Here is a 17014-nt window from a genome sequence, read left to right as displayed (position 1 = left end):
GGGCTTTGAGGAGGCTATCCGTCAGTTTTGACGGTCTATCCTTCACTCTACAAGGTCTATCCGCCACTTTTCGCGTTCTATCCTTCACTTTACATGTCCTATCCACTTTTTATACTCTAGCCATCCACTCTAACTTTTACTAGCTTGAATCCGCAGTCGTGCTGTGCGCTTTTTCGTTTCTTTAAATAGCTCATCTAGTTGACGATAGCATGCATATTGACCTGGCTTAGCTTTAATAAAGGCTAATCGCTCAATCCCATTAATCGGTAGCACTTCATCTCCTGCAGCTTGCACAAGTTGTTCAAATAGCTCGATGGCATCTTCCATTAGCCCTTTTGCCAGTCCATTTCTTGCATCATGTGCTGTATGGATAGCGGCTTGTAGTGAAGTCCATTGGGCAAACCATGCATCTACTTTTTCTTTTGCAATGGCTTCACTATTCATGCTTCCTTCACCATGCCTTTCTTTAAACGCTTTTGCCCTTCACGACAATCGTCGAGTAAAGGACAGGTACGGCATCCAGGATTTTGGGCCTTACAATGATAACGTCCAAAGAAAATTAATTGGTGATGCGTTTTTGACCATTTGTCCATTGGCGTTTTCTTCATAATCGTTTCTTCCACTTCAAGCACCGAATCTTTCCATCGACAGAGCCCTAGGCGTTTGGATACTCGCTCCACATGGGTATCCACTGCAAGTGCTGGAATATCGAAGGCTACTGAAAGCACAACATTGGCCGTTTTTCGTCCTACACCTGGTAATGTCACCAATGCTTCACGTGTTGCAGGGATTTCGCCACCGTACTCATCTAGTAAACGTTGACATAGAGCCTGAATATTCTTCGCCTTATTGCGATAAAGGCCAATAGAGCGAATATCCTGTTGCAATTCCTCTATAGAAACAGCTAAATAATCTTCTGGTGTTTTATATTTTTGAAATAAGGTTTTCGTTACTTTATTGACTAGTACATCTGTACATTGTGCAGATAATAATGTGGCAATCGTTAGCTCAAAAGCATTATCATGGACGAGCTCACAATGTGCGTCGGGAAACATTCGATCCATTTCTTCTAGACAATGCTCCCACTGTTTTTTCGTTAACAAACTGGATGCCCCCTATTCTCTTTCTTCCAACCAATTATAAAAAGGAACTCTACCCGTTGACTGCGTTTCTTGTTGAATTGTTCGAGCTGGTGCTCTGTTAAATGTCTGTTTCTCACGGAACTGTTCACTTTGCTTTTGTGCGGCTTGTGGTGTCGTAATATTTTTCTTTTTCCATTCTAATAAAATGCGATCAATATAGCGAATACTCAATTTCCCAGCAAAGACAGCCTCCTTTAGCGCCTCTTTGATGAGTGCGGGACTATGCTTGTCCTCATCAAGCCAGCATCCAATTTTTTCAAGTTCTAAAGGAGATAAAAGACGCCCCATTTCCTCTTCAAAAAGACGGAATATCTCCCCTTCTTCTTGCTGAAGTGTCACTGCCGTTTGTTGCTGCTCTTTCATATCAATCATCTGTAAAATGCGCTCCCATAGCGGGTATACGGAATACTTTTCATATAGCTTGCCACCCGCGTCGACATCTCGTGTTATTTCAAGAAAACCCTTCTGCATTAATCGCTGTAAACGGGATGTGATGTCATTATCAGACATTGTGAGACGATTTTTTAGATCATTAGGTGTTGGGAAGTCATTCTCCTCCATATGAAAGGCCAATAAGTGCATGACAATCAGTGCTTCTTCATCCTCCATGTTTAACTCCTTATAAAACTGAAAAAAAAGCTGTGGAATGGGAATCATTCTCTGCTCAGTCCATGTACGGAGTCGATGATTATTTACGTTCATTATTCTCCAGACTCCTTCTTTAAGTAAGTAGAAAAGCCGCGTAGATAGTTCACTACGCGACTTTTAAATTGATTAGCTTATGGATATAAGCGGTTTAGTAAACGTGGGAATGGAATTGTTTCACGGATATGTTCTGTGCCTGAAATCCATGCTACAGTTCGCTCTAACCCTAGACCAAAACCTGAATGTGGGACAGAGCCATGTTTGCGAAGCTCTAAATACCAAGCATAGGCATCTAATGATAGGTTATGCTCTTCCAGACGTGATTTTAATAAATCGTAGTCATGGATTCGCTCTGAACCACCAATAATTTCTCCGTAACCCTCTGGTGCAATTAAATCAGCACATAATACAACATCATCACGTTCTGGGTGTGGTTGCATATAGAACGGTTTAATGCCTACTGGGTAACAAGTAATAAATACTGGTTTGTCAAATGAATTCGCAATCGCTGTTTCATGAGGCGCACCAAAATCATCGCCCCACTCAATATCGTCGAAGCCTTGTTCGTGTAAAAGCTTAATCGCATCATCATAAGAAATTCGAGGGAATGGCGCTTTAATGTTTTCAAGTGTTGATGTATCACGGCCAAGTCGCTCAAGATCTAATTTGCAGTTTGCAAGTACAGATTGTACGATGTGCGCTACATATTGCTCTTGTACTTCTAAATTTTCTTCAAATTCTACGAATGCCATTTCAGGCTCAATCATCCAAAACTCGATTAAATGACGACGAGTCTTAGATTTTTCAGCACGGAAAGTTGGACCGAATGAGAATACTTTTCCTAAAGCCATCGCAGCAGCTTCCATGTAAAGCTGACCAGATTGAGATAGATAAGCATCTTCATCGAAATATTTTGTATGGAACAGCTCTGAAGTACCTTCAGGCGCAGAACCTGTTAAAATTGGTGGGTCCATTTTTGTAAAACCGTTGTTATTGAAAAATTCGTATGTAGCGCGAATAATTTCATTACGAATTTTCATAATGGCATGTTGTTTACGAGAGCGCAGCCATAAATGACGGTTATCCATTAAAAATTCTGGACCATGTTCTTTTGGTGTGATTGGGAAATCTGTTGCTGCATGTAGTACCTCGATACCAGTTATAGCAAGCTCACAGCCAAAGCTTGAGCGTTCGTCAGCTTTCACCTCACCAATCACATACATAGAAGTTTCTTGCGTCATCCCTTTTGCCGTAGCAAAAATTTCTTCGCCTACTTCTTCTTTCACTACAACGCCCTGTACAAAGCCAGAGCCATCACGTAGCTGTAAGAACGCGATTTTTCCGCTTGAACGTTTATTGGCTAACCAAGCGCCAATTTTGACTGTTTCACCGATATGCTGTGGCATATCTTTAATCATAATTTTTTTCATAGAAATCCTCCAAAGTTGACTAGAAGGATTAGTCTTGCCATTTTGATTTTACGAATGTATCAATACGACGGACTGCCTCTTCTAATAAGTCTAAAGATGTAGCATAAGATAATCGCATAGTAGTTGGTGTACCGAAGCCAGAGCCTGGAATCACTGCTACGTTTGCTTCTGTTAAAATATCCGCAGCAAATGCATCTACTGAATCATAGCCAGTGTGAGCCATAGCTTCTGCTACGTCTGGTAATAGGTAGAATGCACCCTGTGGCTTTAATACATGGAAGCCAGGAATAGCACTTAACTGTGGGTAAATTTTTTCAAGACGAGATTCAAATGCCTGACGCATTTCCTCTACCGCATCCTGAGAGCCATTATACGCCTCCACAGTTGCATATTGTGCTGTTGTTGTCGCATTAGATGTTGAGTGTGATGCAAGGTCAGTCATTGCTTTAATAATGTCTGTGTCACCTGCAGCATATCCAATACGCCAGCCTGTCATAGAGTGAGATTTTGCCACACCATTAACAACGATTGTACGTGCTTTCACTGCATCAGAAAGTTGTGCAATTGAAAAATGCTCAATACCATTGTATACAAGCTTCTCATAAATTTCATCTGACACGATTAAAATATCTTTTTCTTCTGCAACAGCAGCAAGTTCTGCTAGCTCTTCACGAGAATAAATCATGCCTGATGGGTTACTAGGAGAATTGATAATCACTGCTTTTGTCTTGTCTGTCACAGCTGCTCTCAGTTGATCCGCTGTAATTTTATAGCTTTGTTCACGTGTACCTTCAACATAAACTGGTACGCCGCCAGCTAATTTCACTTGTTCTGGATAAGACACCCAATAAGGGATTGGAATAATAACCTCGTCGCCTTCATTTAAAATCACTTGGAATAGCGTGTATAAAATATGCTTTGCCCCTACACCAACAATGATTTCATTTGGCTGATAGGTAAGGTTATTGTCGCGTTGAAGCTTATCAATAATGGCTTTTTTCAGAACTGGAAGTCCGCCAGCGGGTGTATATTTTGTATACCCTTTTTCCATTGAGTCAATGGCAGCATTTAAAATATTTTGAGGTGTATTAAAGTCTGGTTCACCAGCTCCAAGACCAATCACATCAATACCTTGCTCTTTCAATGCTTTTGCTTTTGCAGTAATCGCTAATGTTGAAGATGGTGTTAAAGTTTTTACACGTGTTGCTAATAAATTTTTCATTCGGGATCTACTCCTCTTATAAATTCGTAATGCGCTTCCACCAGTCGCCATCCTTAAACAGAATATAGACATAGTTGAGCTGGTCGTGGTCGTTCAGATATGTAATTTCCCAAACTGCGCCAGGCTCCTCATAGCCTAATTTCATGTGGAGGACTTTTTGTACATTTCCTTCATTTTTAAAAACCGATAATGCTTGCTTTTCCGTAATACCATCTTCTAATATCACTTCCTGAATGGAATCCTCGTCTAGATTCGTCGGAACAAAGACAGCTTTTTTATCACCGTATTCGTCTACCCCGAACACAGTAACATACGAATGTTTGCCATTATATGTGTAGGACTCCGATACAATTGCGAGGGCTTTGGCATCGAGTGCCAACTGTTCAGCCTGCTCTTCAATTGAACGGAACGGAGCCTCGGCTTTCCAGAGTACTAAAATACTAATGACAAGTGACAACGAAACAATAAAGACAGAAATGAAAATTAACCAGTTTTTCATCTATTCACCTTATGTTTCACATCGAGCTGTTTTGGCATAACACATAGCTGATGCATGTGTGTGTCTACAACTGTGTAACCATTCATTTTGCTTTCCATTTTGTCAACCTGCTTTCTTTCCTCATACCACAACATTATACAACAATTTTGTGCTGTCGTGTTTCTTAATTTCATATATTGTACGTTGCTAGAACAACGTTTTCAAATGATGACTACAGTAAATTTCATTTCACCTCATAGAAGCCTCGTTTTGGGCATAAAAAACATGGTCCTATCACAAGAAAAATTCCTATTTAACTATGTAAATAGGAACCTGTCATTATGATAATTCGTATAGCACACAGCTCGCACGGCCATTCGCCTTTGCTTGGTATAAACAGCTATCTGCTTGCTCAAATAGCTCCTTGTATTGATAGTTTTTCTGATTATTCACACAAGCACCCATACTGACCCTTAAGGGATAACTTTGCTGTTCCTGTTCGAGCTTTAGTGAGAGCAAATAGGCATGTGTGTTATGGACCAATGTTTTGATATAGTCCTTCTGAGAATGCCTAAAACAAAGGATGAATTCATCTCCGCCATAACGAATAATTTCTACATCTTCATCCTGTAAAAAATCCTTCAAGCTGTTAGCTAAAAGCTGTAAAATCATATCTCCAAATAAATGACCATGCGTGTCGTTAAATAGTTTAAAATAATCGACATCCAAAACCGTAATACATACATAGGATTGCGTTATTTCGGCTGCATTGAGCCATTCCTGTAGCTCATAGTCTAAAAAATGTCGATTTAAAACGCCTGTTAATGGATCATAATGTGCTTTTTTCTCAAGCTTTTCCTTTTGACGCTTAAATTCCAAGTTCATTACTTGTTGTAATAAATTTGCAACACTCATTTTTTCCGAGAGATCAATATATTCACGCTGTACATCAAAAATTTCATCTCGCCAATCCAATTGATACAATACATTTAACAGTAAGCGCATCACTTTTTTTGTAATTGGCTTATCTCCATAAGATCGGGCAAGATCTATGGCTTGTTTATAATAAAATACAGCTTCTTCAAGCTTTTGCTGTTTTTCAAATAAAAAACCGTAGCCAAACAATGCCGCTACTTTTTCTCGTTTATGATGATGAATAATAGTAGAGGATAACGTACTGTCCAGCAATGCCTTCCCCTCTTTAAAATCCCCTTCTAAAATATATACATCTGCTAAATTATTATTAATACGAATATCATGTAATTTTGCTAGATCAGGCATTGTTCTAGCAAGAGATTTATTATATTCCCTAGCTAATAGCCCTGCTTGAAGTGCTTCCTTTGTACAGCCCTTCTCTACCTCTAAATAGCACAGATTATTATGACAGCGAACAAGCATGACAGGATCTTGTAGCTCCTGTGCATAGGCGATAGATTTTTTCGTCATCTCCACCGTTTTTTCACGGATGCCAACTAAATCATAGATTAATGACATTACTAAATGATAATGCATTAAATCTTTTGTCGTACCATAATTTTGACAAATGGCCTCATAATCATGAATAAGATTAACCATGCTTAATGTGTCACCTAAAGAATGATGAACTAATATTTTTTGATAGTACAAATCCATGACATATGGATAGTTATTGCTCTCTAATGCGACTAAAAGACCTTGATCAGCAAGCTTTAGTGCTTTCGTTAAATACCCCTTTGTGCGCATCTCCATTATCGTTTTATTTAATTCTTCTAATGTTAATTCCACCGTTTCACCACTTCTCCATACCCCATATCATCCAGTTTACTTTGTGCTTTCTCAATTATAAGACATATGTATTCACTTCGTCCGCCTTTTTCGTATGATACCAACTATTACCTACAACGCAAAAATCTTTTGTGATGATTGTTTTAAAATCTTACATCTGTTTGCTTGAAAGTGAATCATCTTATCCCATCATAATATGTAGGTAATTTTTTATGTCTTTACACATTTTTCTCCATTTTTGTCCTCGTTACCTGTTGTTTTTACCCATATGATGAGTTAATTAGCTTTTTTAGTATTGAAAAGGGACGTGATGTTGTGAGTATGCAAATTAACCCTTCTGATCCAGCAACGATTCCAAAATTTGTAGATGAACTTCCAAAACCAATGATTGCTAAACCAAAATACAGCAGAGGGCAACAGAAGAATGATTATTACGAATTGGTCATGATGGAGGGCCAGCATCGTTTTCATAAGCATTTTCCAAACTCATTAATTTGGGGCTACAATGGGCTTTACCCAGGGCCAACCATAGAAGCTTCTAAAGATAAAACTATCTATGTGAAATACAAAAACCAGCTGCCCTTACAGCACTTTTTACCAGTAGATTTTACGCTTCATGCTGCAAACGATTCACAAGAAGTAAGAACAGTTACGCACTTACATGGTGCCAATGTGGATTGGCAGAGTGATGGCCATCCTGAAGCATGGTACACAAGAGACTATCGGCATACTGGTCCAAAATTTAATAAGGAAATACATGAATATACGAATCATCAACCTGGCACTACCATGTGGTATCATGACCATGCCATGGCTTTAACGCGTTTAAATGTATATGCAGGATTAGCAGGCTTTTATTTACTGAGGGATGCCCTTGAGGAACGCTCTAATTTACCCTGTGGAGACTATGAATATCCGATTTTAATTCAAGATAAAACGTTTAATGAGGATGGCTCATTGTTTTATCCTGACGAACCACCCTTTCCCGTGCCTGTTCATCCCTCTATCACACCAGGCTTTGTTGGCAATACGATAGTGGTTAACGGAAAACTATGGCCTTTTTTAGATGTTGAGCCACGTAAATATAGATTTCGTTTACTAAATGGCTCTAATCGACGAGGCTATGTCATCAGTCTTTCCAATGATCAACCAATGTTTCAAATTGGTACAGATGGCGGTTTCTTATCAGCACCACAACTTATCCAATCTGTCGAGTTGCTGCCAGCTGAACGCACGGATGTCATTATCGATTTTTCAAGCTGTGCTGGACAGGAGATTACCTTACTTAATACTGATACCGATTTCAGTGATGAACACACAAACGTGATTATGCAGTTTCGAGTAACTTTACCTTTGAAATGTGAAGATACAAGTGAGATTCCAGAAAGACTTGCCGTTTCTATGGATTTACATCCACACCATGCACATATTGAAAGACAACTACCATTGACGGCGACTACAGATGAGTTTGGTCGACCTATGTTGCTGTTAAATGATCGTATGTACCATGATCCAGCAACTGAAAAACCTTCTTTAGATAGTGTGGAAATCTGGAGCTTTATTAATGCTACACCCTTTATCCATCCTATTCACCTGCACCTCATTCAATTTAAAATTCTGGAACGAAGGCCGTTTGATTTAGAAATCTATCAAAATGAAGGCATCGTACAATTTACAGGGCCGCCTGAAGAACCAAGAGACTATGAGCGAGGTTGGAAAGACACGGTGAAGGCTGACGCTGGAAAGGTAACAAAAATTATTATGCATTGGAAAGATCATGTCGGGAATTATATGTGGCATTGTCATTTCCTTGAGCATGAGGATCATGATATGATGCGACCCATTCTCGTTATGAAAGACGTCCATGCTGTTCAGCAGCCTCATGCAGCAGTAGAACATCCTGGAACACATCAAGAATCAACAGCTCCCACAAATCCTACAAATCCTACAAGTACTACCCATCATAGTGAATCTTCAGCACCACTATTCAATGAGGTAGAACACTCACAACTTGAGGAAGAAAAGGTAGTCTCACCTCAAGAAGAAGAATCCATTACTATTCATATAGGAGATAATACACAACATATGCCAACGCTACTGTTTCCACCCCTTCCTACCAATACTCCTACGAGCAGGCATAGGCCTCGTCAAAGAATCCGAAGATTTTAGCTAAGTATCGCTTTACAAAGAAAACTACCAATGAAAAGGTGGTTTTCTTTGTTCTAGCAATTTATTTGACCTCCAATTGCCATATTCTTTTCGTTACGAAAGCTAATAATAATACACATACAGAGATTATAAAGACTGGTATATAGATGTTGGCTTGAAAGAACTCAAATAGCAACCCATACCCCATCTGCCCAAGTGGTGCCATACACTGTGATACTGCCATCATAATTGCCATAACCTTCCCTAATTGTTCATTTGGTGTTTCTTTTTGCACAAGGGTCATTACGTAAATGGAGATGATCGTCATCATCATCGCAATGATAAGAGCACAACCAATAAATAAGCTATACGAGGGATAATAGCCAATTTGAAGGGCGCGAGGGAGCACAGACATAGCCATGGGAATTACCAAAAAGGCTGACATCAATACCCAAATATAGAGTGTGTGAATACGCAGCTTTTTTGCAAAGTACCCCATCGTTAACGCGCCTAAAATCGTCGCAAAATCAATAATCCCCATTCCTATTCCATACCATGTATCACTACTGTTCATCGTGACACGAAGAATAATAGGCACACCAACGATAAAAAGTGGAGTCAATAGTAAATTCAATAAAGCAGCAAGTAGCGTACATTTTAAAATAAAAGTTTGCTTCACCACATAAGTAAAACCTTCTTTCATGTCTTTGATTAAGGTCGGCATCAAATGACCATCATAGCTACGTTTTACAAATGGGATTGTCATAAACATTTCTATAATAGCCGTAAAGAAAAATAATAAGCCACTTACTATGACGAGAAGTTTGAGGCCGAGCATTCCATATAGTATCCCCCCTAGCACAGGTGCTGTCACCCCCGCTAATGCCTGGACCCCATTGACGACCCCATTAGCCTGCTCAAGCTTTTGTTCGCTAACCAATAGCGGAATACTAGCCATTACAGCTGGCGTGTACATGGCACTAATGAATGAAAGAAGCACCATAACCAACCCAATCCATAGCACAGAATGATTATCTGTTAGTAATACAATAAAAAACATCAATACAATGCCACTATTGACAAAATCAAATAGGACCATTAAATTTCGCCGATTAAAACGATCTGCTATTGCGCCACCAAATGGTGTAAGTAAAACAGGTAGGCTTGAAATAGCAAAAAGTACAGCAAAAAGATCTGCCCGTCCTGTTACATCTAAAACAAAAAGTGAAAGAGCAAATCTTAATAGTGCAGAGCCTAAAATAGAAATAATCTGCCCAGCTACCATAATGATAAAATCTTTCGAAAAGCCTTTTTCTTTGACTAGCATTTTCATATAAAAAACACCCCTCACTATTCTTAGACCGACAGTCGGTCATTTAATATGGTAAAAAATTGTAGGCACAAGTTGAGGCTTTACAAGCTTCTAGGACTTGCCCTACAATTTAGACTGACTGTCGGTTTATAAATAGTATATGTGAACTCCCCAAAAAAAGGAACATATTTTTATATCTTCCTTTTTGTTAACCCTATTTACTTTTAAAGTAATGTTTAATTTGCTCAATCATAGCAGTAGTTGCCTGACTAACATAGCGATCTACACGGAAAATAATGGATAGGCTTCGGCTTGGAGCACCATTTGAAATTCGTATACTACACAAACTAGGATCATTCATTTGTTGGAGCAAAGGATAGGGTTGCACCGTTACACCAATATTGGCTCGAACGAGATTCATAATGGACGTGACAGAGCTTGTTTCAAGAATAGAATGAATGTGAAAACCATGCTTTTTTACAGCCTCTTCTACTATCTCTCTACCAAGAAAACCTCCAGGATACATCACCATAGGAAGGCCCTCTAATTCAGCAATTGGGATCACTGTTTGCTGTGCCAATGGATGCTCCTTTGAAACGGTCAGTACATATTCCTCTCTACATAAAGGAATAATGACCAATCGATCATCTGATTCTACATTCGTCCCAATACCGATATCCACTTCATTTTCGAGAACCTGCCGCATAATATCGATGGAAGCAAGTATCTTTAATTTTACCTTTGGAAATTTTTGATGGAAATCAATAACAAGCTGTGTAATCCGATAATCAAGATCAGATGGCATGATGCCAATACTTATTTGTCCCCCTTGTAGCCCCTGTAAATCTTTAATCGAATCTTTGACATTTTGTAATGTATTAAATACCTCTGTTGTATAGCTAAACAAAAGAGAGCCTGCCTCAGTCACAACAATTTTTTTGCCAATACGATCGAACAATGGCATTCCTAGCTCATCCTCCAGCACACGTATTTGCTGGCTTAACGTTGGCTGAGAGATGCCAAGTTTCTCAGCAGCTTTTGTAAAATGTAGCTCCTCATAGACTGCCATAAAATAATGCAGATGCCGTATTTCCACATAGATCACGCCCTATCATAGTTTCTAACTATCATTGTAATAGTAATAATAGTATTGTTCAATCATTCTAATTCAGATAGACTTCAATTTAGGCTTACTATTTATTTGATAGGACGGAGAGGAAAGACAATGAATATAAAACACAAAATTGTACCAATTATTGCCATTATTTTAGCTTCTTTTAATTTACGGCCTGTCATTACTTCGGTGTCCCCCTTATTAGGAACTATTCGCCAGACTTTACATATGAGCGCAGCTACTGCTAGTTTGCTAACTTCTTTAGCTGTGCTATGTATGGGCTTATTTGCACCTTTCGCAATCAAACTAGCTAATCGTTGGAGCATCGAGCGAACTATCGCTTACGCTCTTATTCTTATTGGATTAGCAACAGCTACCAGATATTTTGCTAATACTGCCTGGATCATGCTAGTAACAGCCTTGTTATCAGGCATTGGCATTGCCATCGTAGGACCACTGTTATCGGGCTATATTAAGGAGAAATTTGCGAACCCTTCCCGTGTAGTTGGGATTTACTCGCTAGCACTTGTAGTAGGAGCTGCACTTGGCTCTGGGCTTTCTATTCCATTAAGCAATTTTTTTCATTCATGGCAAGTTTCTTCTGCCTCCTGGGCTATTCTTGCTTTACTCGCTTTATTCTTTTGGTGGAAGCCAATCGAACAAAAAGCAGTTACTGCTTCAGTCACAGATTTACCTAGTAAGAGCAACAGTGTGAAGCAAATGTTAATGAATCAAAAGGCTTGGCTTTTAACAGGCTTTTTTGGGTTAATGGCCTTCATGTTTTATACCATCATGGCTTGGTTACCTCCCATCGCAGAAAATTTAGGCTATAGCAAACACGACGCTGGAATGATGCTGACACTATTAACAATTGCCCAAATGCCAGCTACATTTTTAGTGCCTATATTAAATAACCGTTTTCAGCATCGAGCCGTATGGCTAGTAGGTAGTTCATCATTAGAATTAATTGGTTTATTGATGCTACTGTTTTCTTATAATCCTTGGCTGAGCAGTATTCTGATTGGCCTTGGTGCAGGTGGGCTTTTCTCATTAGGGCTAACATTACCAATTGATGAGGCCAAAGATATTCACGAGGCTAGCTTCTTAGCTGCTATGACACAATCAGTTGGCTTTGTATTTGCTGCATTGGGCCCCTTCTTTGTCGGTCTTGTTCGAGATTTCACAGGCAATTTTACAACTGCTATTATTGGCATGATCATCATCGTCCTTGTGATGATTCTGATTCAACTAAAAATTGGAAACCAAAAGCAACCGCAAATGCATCATATTCACATGAAAAAGACGACTTTCTAACAAGGAAGGTCGTCTTTTAATGATGGAATCGATTTTGTGCATTTGTTGTATTGCCTTCACGGGATGACACTGGCCATACATGTAGCGTCTTCAACTGATGATTGCTAATTAGCTGACTGAAGCATATCTTAGCACAACTGCCTCTAAAACATCGATTCCTATTAATATATCTTCAAGCTCCGTATGTTCATCTGGATGGTGACTTAAACCATCCACCGAAGGAATAAAAATAAGGCCAACTGGTCCGAGCCTTGTCATATTCATAGAATCGTGACCTGCTCCACTTTGCATATATTGATAGGATAGTTTCTTCTCTACACAAATTGTTTCTAAATCTTGCATTAGCTTTGGAGAAAGCAGGACAGGATCCTCTGAGCTAATGACATTGTATGCAATCGCAAGCTGCCTCTTTTGTTGAACGTTTGCAATAACCGTATAAAAATGCTGAAGCACACGTTCTCTCGATTCCACAGAGGATGATCGGATATCTACAGTTAACTCCACTTCACCTGGAACTACGTTCATCGAGCCTGCCACAACCTCTAGTATTCCAACAGTTGCCACAGTGCCAAACTCCTGCTCTGCTATTGCCGCTTTTTCTAATTCTAATGCCAATTCGGATGCTCCTAAAAGAGCGTCCTTTCTCATATTCATTGGAGTCGTGCCTGAATGGGACGCTTTTCCATTTAACTTCATTAATAAGCGAACTGGTGCTGCTACCCCTGTGACAATACCAATTTTCTTTTCATAGTTAATTAGCAGTGGTCCCTGTTCAATATGCAATTCGAAAAAGGCATGGAATCCTTCCTCTACTCTTGTCGCTTGATCAACACTACTAAAATCAAGTCCACAATGAGCAAAAGCCTGCTCCATCGTCATACCATCTCGATCGACTAAATGGCGATATTTTTCTTTATCAATTAATCCTGCCATTGCTTTACTGCCTACTGTTGACACACCAAATCTTGAAGACTCCTCACAGGCAAAGGCGATAATTTCAATTGGATGCTCTGTCACAATAGATCGCTCGTTTAATCGCTTGATGACCTCAAGGGCAGCGGTTACCCCTACAACGCCATCATATTTACCGCCTTGATAGACAGTATCTAAATGAGATCCCATGACAACAGGCTGCAATCCTGGCACACTGCCTTCTCTTCGAGCAATAAGATTTCCACAATGGTCAATATGAATTTGAAGATTTTCATCTTTACATAAACGAATAAAGGCATGTAAACAAGCCTGTTCTTCATTCGTATAGGCAACTCTCGTAATCCCTTTTTCGCCTGAATTATATTGATTCATTTTATCTAGTAATTGTTGATAACGTTCTTTATAGATCATGTAAACAGCTCCTTTTGAAGAATTACGAAGATGAAAATCAGACCAAATGTACGCTTGTCATAGTATCTATTTTACACCTTTTTGGTTGAAAATTAGAAAAGGGATTCTCCATAACGAGATCCCTACTCTAATTCACTGGAAAGACTTAAGCAGTATATGACTGCTCTAATCTATTTACTATTAGCCATTTTGTCATTGAAATGATGGAACAATGCATCACATTCTTCAGTCGTTTCAATTTTTTGCATGTTCAGGACACTCTTATCTTTACCCGTTAAGTAATCACGTAGATGCATATCAGAGAAGCCATGTACATGAGCATCTTCTGCTGTATTACAATAATGAACTTCTTTAATACCCGACCAAATAATAGCGCCCACACACATTGGACATGGTTCGCAAGTAGCGTAGATGACACAATCGGATAAATCCATTGTGCCAAGCTTTTTAGAGGCTTCACGAATGGCTACTATTTCTGCATGTGCAGTGATGTCTGTATCACGCATCATTGTATTGCCAACAACAGCGATGATTTCATCACCTCTTACAATGGTTGCACCAAATGGTCCACCAATATTTTGATCGATGCCTTCTTTTGTTTTGTCAACAGCTAGTTGAATATAATCCATACCGTGTTTCCTCCTAGTTAATAATATGAGTACCAGCCTGATTATTGATCGCTTCTTTCAGACTTTCAGGGTTTGTAATAATTACTCGATGACCACCATTTTCTAAGAAGCTTAAGCTTGCTTCGATTTTTGGTAGCATACTTCCTGGCGGGAACTGATTATCTTGAACATGCTGCTTTGTTTCCTCAACAGTAATTTCTTCAAGTGCTTGTTGTTCAGGTTTTCCAAAGTTAATAAACACACGCGGAACACCCGTTGTAATAATTAATGAATCCGCATTTACTTGTGCCGCTAATAGACTTGTTGCAAAGTCTTTGTCAATGACTGCATCTACACCCTCATAGACATTGTTTTCTTTTTTCACGACTGGAATTCCACCACCGCCTACAGCGATCACGACATAATCATTATCAATTAATGATTTAATCGCCTCTTTTTCAACGATATCGATTGGTTTTGGTGAAGGCACAACGCGACGGTAGCCACGGCCAGAATCCTCTACCATTTTCCAATCTGGATGCTCTACTAGCATCGCCTCCGCTTGCTCCTTTGTAAAGAATGAACCAACTGGCTTTGTAGGGTTAATAAAGTTGGGATCATGTTCATTGATTTCAACTTGTGTAATCACACTGACTACCTTTTTATTAATTTGACGTTTAGTCAGTTCGTTAATTAATGCTTGTTGAATTAAATAGCCAATTCCACCTTGTGTGTCAGCCACACAGTTTACTAACGGAATTGCTGGCATGCCTGATACTTCATTAGCAATTTCACTTCTTTGTAAAGTGAAACCAACTTGTGGACCATTGCCGTGTGTGACAACCACTTTATAACCTTCCTGAATCATATCCGCGATATGCTCGACAGTTTGAGCAACTGCCTCTTGCTGACTTTGAATAGATTCACTTCCACTATCTTTTACCAACGAGTTACCGCCGATTGCTACAATTACTAATTTATTCACAACTACACCCCTACTTCTTTTTCTACACTATTTTGAACATTTTGCTGATTAAATTTATATAACAGCGTATATAAAATGAATGACACGATCAGTCCGCTAAAGAAAGCAAAGTTATTTAGCTGTACTAAAAACGGCACACTTTTCAGGAAAGCACCTGACATTGGTAAGAGGAAGCTTATTAATAGAACGATACATGCTACGATGTTATAGCCAGATTTATAAGCTCCATTATGACCTTCTTCCACATACATCATAGATAAATCTAAACGTCTTTTACGCTCGATAAAGAAGCTAGACAACATAATACCTGCAATCGGTCCAAACATAGAGCCTATAAAACTATAAAAGAAAAATAACGTTTCTGTACTCGATACTAATTTCCAAGGCAAAATGACTGTGCCAATAATCGCTGTTAAAATACCTGCTGTTTTGACCGTAAATACTTTAGGGAATAAAGTTGTCATTTGTAATCCAGATGGTAATAAATTACCAAAAACTACAAAAGCTGTTGCGCCTACATTTAAAGCTAAAATTAATACAATTACTGAAAAGGGATTTTGAATTTTATCAATAGCATCTACAATATTAAAAATTGGTTGCCCAAAAGCAATTTCTGTCCCTGCTATTAAACTAATACAAGTAATCGCAAATAATAGATATGAGCCGATCATACCGATGGATAAGCCATAGATCATTGCTTTTGGCGATTTAGCTCTATGCGTAAAATCTGCTATATTTACAATTGGACCAGCCCAGTTAGACACCAATGCGCTAACACATGCAATAAAGACCAATGGACTTTCCATCGTTGTAGAAGGCTTATATGCTAAAATTGGTCCAATTCCTCCAGCAATATTAATTGCCCAAATCGCTGCGCCAATAATGAAAATATAAACAATCGGTGATGAGTATTTACCGAAGACCGTTAGCATATCCATGCCACCTAAAAAAAGTAAAACTGTAATTACCCATAAAATAATATAAGAAATCATAGTCGGAACATCTAAGCCAAAAATAGTGAAGTCTCCACCAATAGACATATAGTTCGGAATGAATCTTGCAAATAATACATTAAGGGATTGAGCGCCCACAACGGTCGTCGTACCAAAGAATACAACCCCAGCAATCAACCCTCGACATAACGCTGGAATAATAGAGCCTTTTACTCCAAATGAATCTCTTAGTAATATGGCAAACGGAATGCCATATTTAGAGGCGGAATATCCATTTAAGCAATAGCCTGCTGAGACGATTACTGCTGAAAGCATAATGGCTAAGAAAACTTGATTAACTGATAATCCTAAGACAAAAAACCCTGCAACCGTCATATAAGACATAATATTGTGAACTGCGCCCATCCACACGGTAATGTAGTTAAAGATTCCCCAGTCTCTTTCCTGAGGACCTTTTGGTAAAAGTTCTTCCGAATAGCCAAGTGCTCTATAATCTTGATTGGACTGTTCAATTTTTGCGTGTTCCATAGAAAGCTCCTCCTACTTATAGGAAGT

Annotated in this window: 15 protein-coding genes; 2 read left to right on the top strand and 13 right to left on the bottom strand. The window is 39.0% G+C overall.

All coding sequences use genetic code 11. The features are described 5' to 3' along the window. Positions 1-129: 129 nt before the first annotated feature. The 7 genes from L6W14_RS07230 to L6W14_RS07200 all read right to left on the bottom strand — a co-directional run bounded on the left by L6W14_RS07230 (position 130) and on the right by L6W14_RS07200 (position 6681). Positions 130-444 (bottom strand): YpoC family protein, encoded by a 315-nt coding sequence (locus L6W14_RS07230; RefSeq protein ID WP_112117716.1) that lies wholly within the window; start codon positions 442-444, stop codon positions 130-132. Then, entirely contained in the window at positions 441-1103 is a 663-nt protein-coding gene (gene nth, locus L6W14_RS07225) for an endonuclease III (protein WP_237900160.1), read from the bottom strand. The genes L6W14_RS07230 and nth overlap by 4 nt, the downstream gene beginning before the upstream one ends. Positions 1104-1115: 12 nt before the next feature. After that, the gene (locus L6W14_RS07220) at positions 1116-1844 is read right to left on the bottom strand and encodes a DnaD domain-containing protein (protein ID WP_237900158.1); all 729 of its coding nucleotides are present in this window, start codon (positions 1842-1844) and stop codon (positions 1116-1118) included. A gap of 77 nt (positions 1845-1921) precedes the next feature. Continuing rightward, positions 1922-3217 (bottom strand): asparagine--tRNA ligase, encoded by a 1296-nt coding sequence (asnS, locus tag L6W14_RS07215; RefSeq protein ID WP_237900156.1) that lies wholly within the window; start codon positions 3215-3217, stop codon positions 1922-1924. A gap of 28 nt (positions 3218-3245) precedes the next feature. After that, on the bottom strand, positions 3246-4439 hold the full coding sequence (locus L6W14_RS07210; protein WP_048389971.1) for a pyridoxal phosphate-dependent aminotransferase: 1194 nt from the start codon (positions 4437-4439) through the stop codon (positions 3246-3248). A 16-nt stretch (positions 4440-4455) separates the two neighbouring features. Continuing rightward, complete coding sequence (locus L6W14_RS07205; protein WP_048389969.1) at positions 4456-4938, bottom strand: cell wall elongation regulator TseB-like domain-containing protein; 483 nt, start codon at positions 4936-4938, stop codon at positions 4456-4458. A gap of 318 nt (positions 4939-5256) precedes the next feature. Continuing rightward, positions 5257-6681: a tetratricopeptide repeat-containing diguanylate cyclase gene (locus L6W14_RS07200; protein ID WP_131519729.1), complete on the bottom strand. Its 1425-nt coding sequence runs from the start codon at positions 6679-6681 to the stop codon at positions 5257-5259. Between the two features lie 315 nt (positions 6682-6996). Here L6W14_RS07200 and L6W14_RS07195 point away from each other — a divergent pair, with 315 nt between their 5' ends. After that, entirely contained in the window at positions 6997-8850 is a 1854-nt protein-coding gene (locus tag L6W14_RS07195) for a multicopper oxidase family protein (protein WP_371824163.1), read from the top strand. Between the two features lie 61 nt (positions 8851-8911). Here the strand turns inward: L6W14_RS07195 and L6W14_RS07190 are convergent, their stop codons facing one another. Both L6W14_RS07190 and L6W14_RS07185 read right to left on the bottom strand, forming a co-directional pair. Further along, a complete protein-coding gene (locus L6W14_RS07190; RefSeq protein ID WP_131519728.1) occupies positions 8912-10162 on the bottom strand; it encodes an MFS transporter in 1251 nt (416 codons plus the stop codon). 193 nt (positions 10163-10355) lie between these two features. Next, positions 10356-11237, bottom strand: a complete 882-nt coding sequence (locus tag L6W14_RS07185; protein WP_131519727.1) for a LysR family transcriptional regulator — start codon at positions 11235-11237, stop codon at positions 10356-10358. A gap of 129 nt (positions 11238-11366) precedes the next feature. Between L6W14_RS07185 and L6W14_RS07180 the strand changes: the two genes are divergently transcribed. Then, complete coding sequence (locus tag L6W14_RS07180) at positions 11367-12569, top strand: MFS transporter (protein ID WP_237900154.1); 1203 nt, start codon at positions 11367-11369, stop codon at positions 12567-12569. A 108-nt stretch (positions 12570-12677) separates the two neighbouring features. On the opposite strand, the gene L6W14_RS07175 is transcribed toward L6W14_RS07180, so the two are convergent. The 4 genes from L6W14_RS07175 to L6W14_RS07160 all read right to left on the bottom strand — a co-directional run bounded on the left by L6W14_RS07175 (position 12678) and on the right by L6W14_RS07160 (position 16987). Further along, the gene (locus L6W14_RS07175; protein WP_131519725.1) at positions 12678-13913 is read right to left on the bottom strand and encodes a Zn-dependent hydrolase; all 1236 of its coding nucleotides are present in this window, start codon (positions 13911-13913) and stop codon (positions 12678-12680) included. A 170-nt stretch (positions 13914-14083) separates the two neighbouring features. Continuing rightward, a complete protein-coding gene (locus L6W14_RS07170; protein ID WP_054550759.1) occupies positions 14084-14542 on the bottom strand; it encodes a nucleoside deaminase in 459 nt (152 codons plus the stop codon). 13 nt (positions 14543-14555) lie between these two features. After that, entirely contained in the window at positions 14556-15506 is a 951-nt protein-coding gene (gene arcC / locus L6W14_RS07165; RefSeq protein ID WP_048389956.1) for a carbamate kinase, read from the bottom strand. A gap of 2 nt (positions 15507-15508) precedes the next feature. After that, a complete protein-coding gene (locus L6W14_RS07160; RefSeq protein ID WP_131519724.1) occupies positions 15509-16987 on the bottom strand; it encodes a cytosine permease in 1479 nt (492 codons plus the stop codon). Positions 16988-17014 lie beyond the last annotated feature (27 nt).

It is taken from the genome of Lysinibacillus sp. ACHW1.5, from assembly GCF_022014815.1.
GTDB classification, from domain to species: Bacteria; Bacillota; Bacilli; order Bacillales_A; family Planococcaceae; genus Lysinibacillus; species Lysinibacillus capsici.
This window is presented reverse-complemented; position numbering and strand designations above follow the sequence as displayed.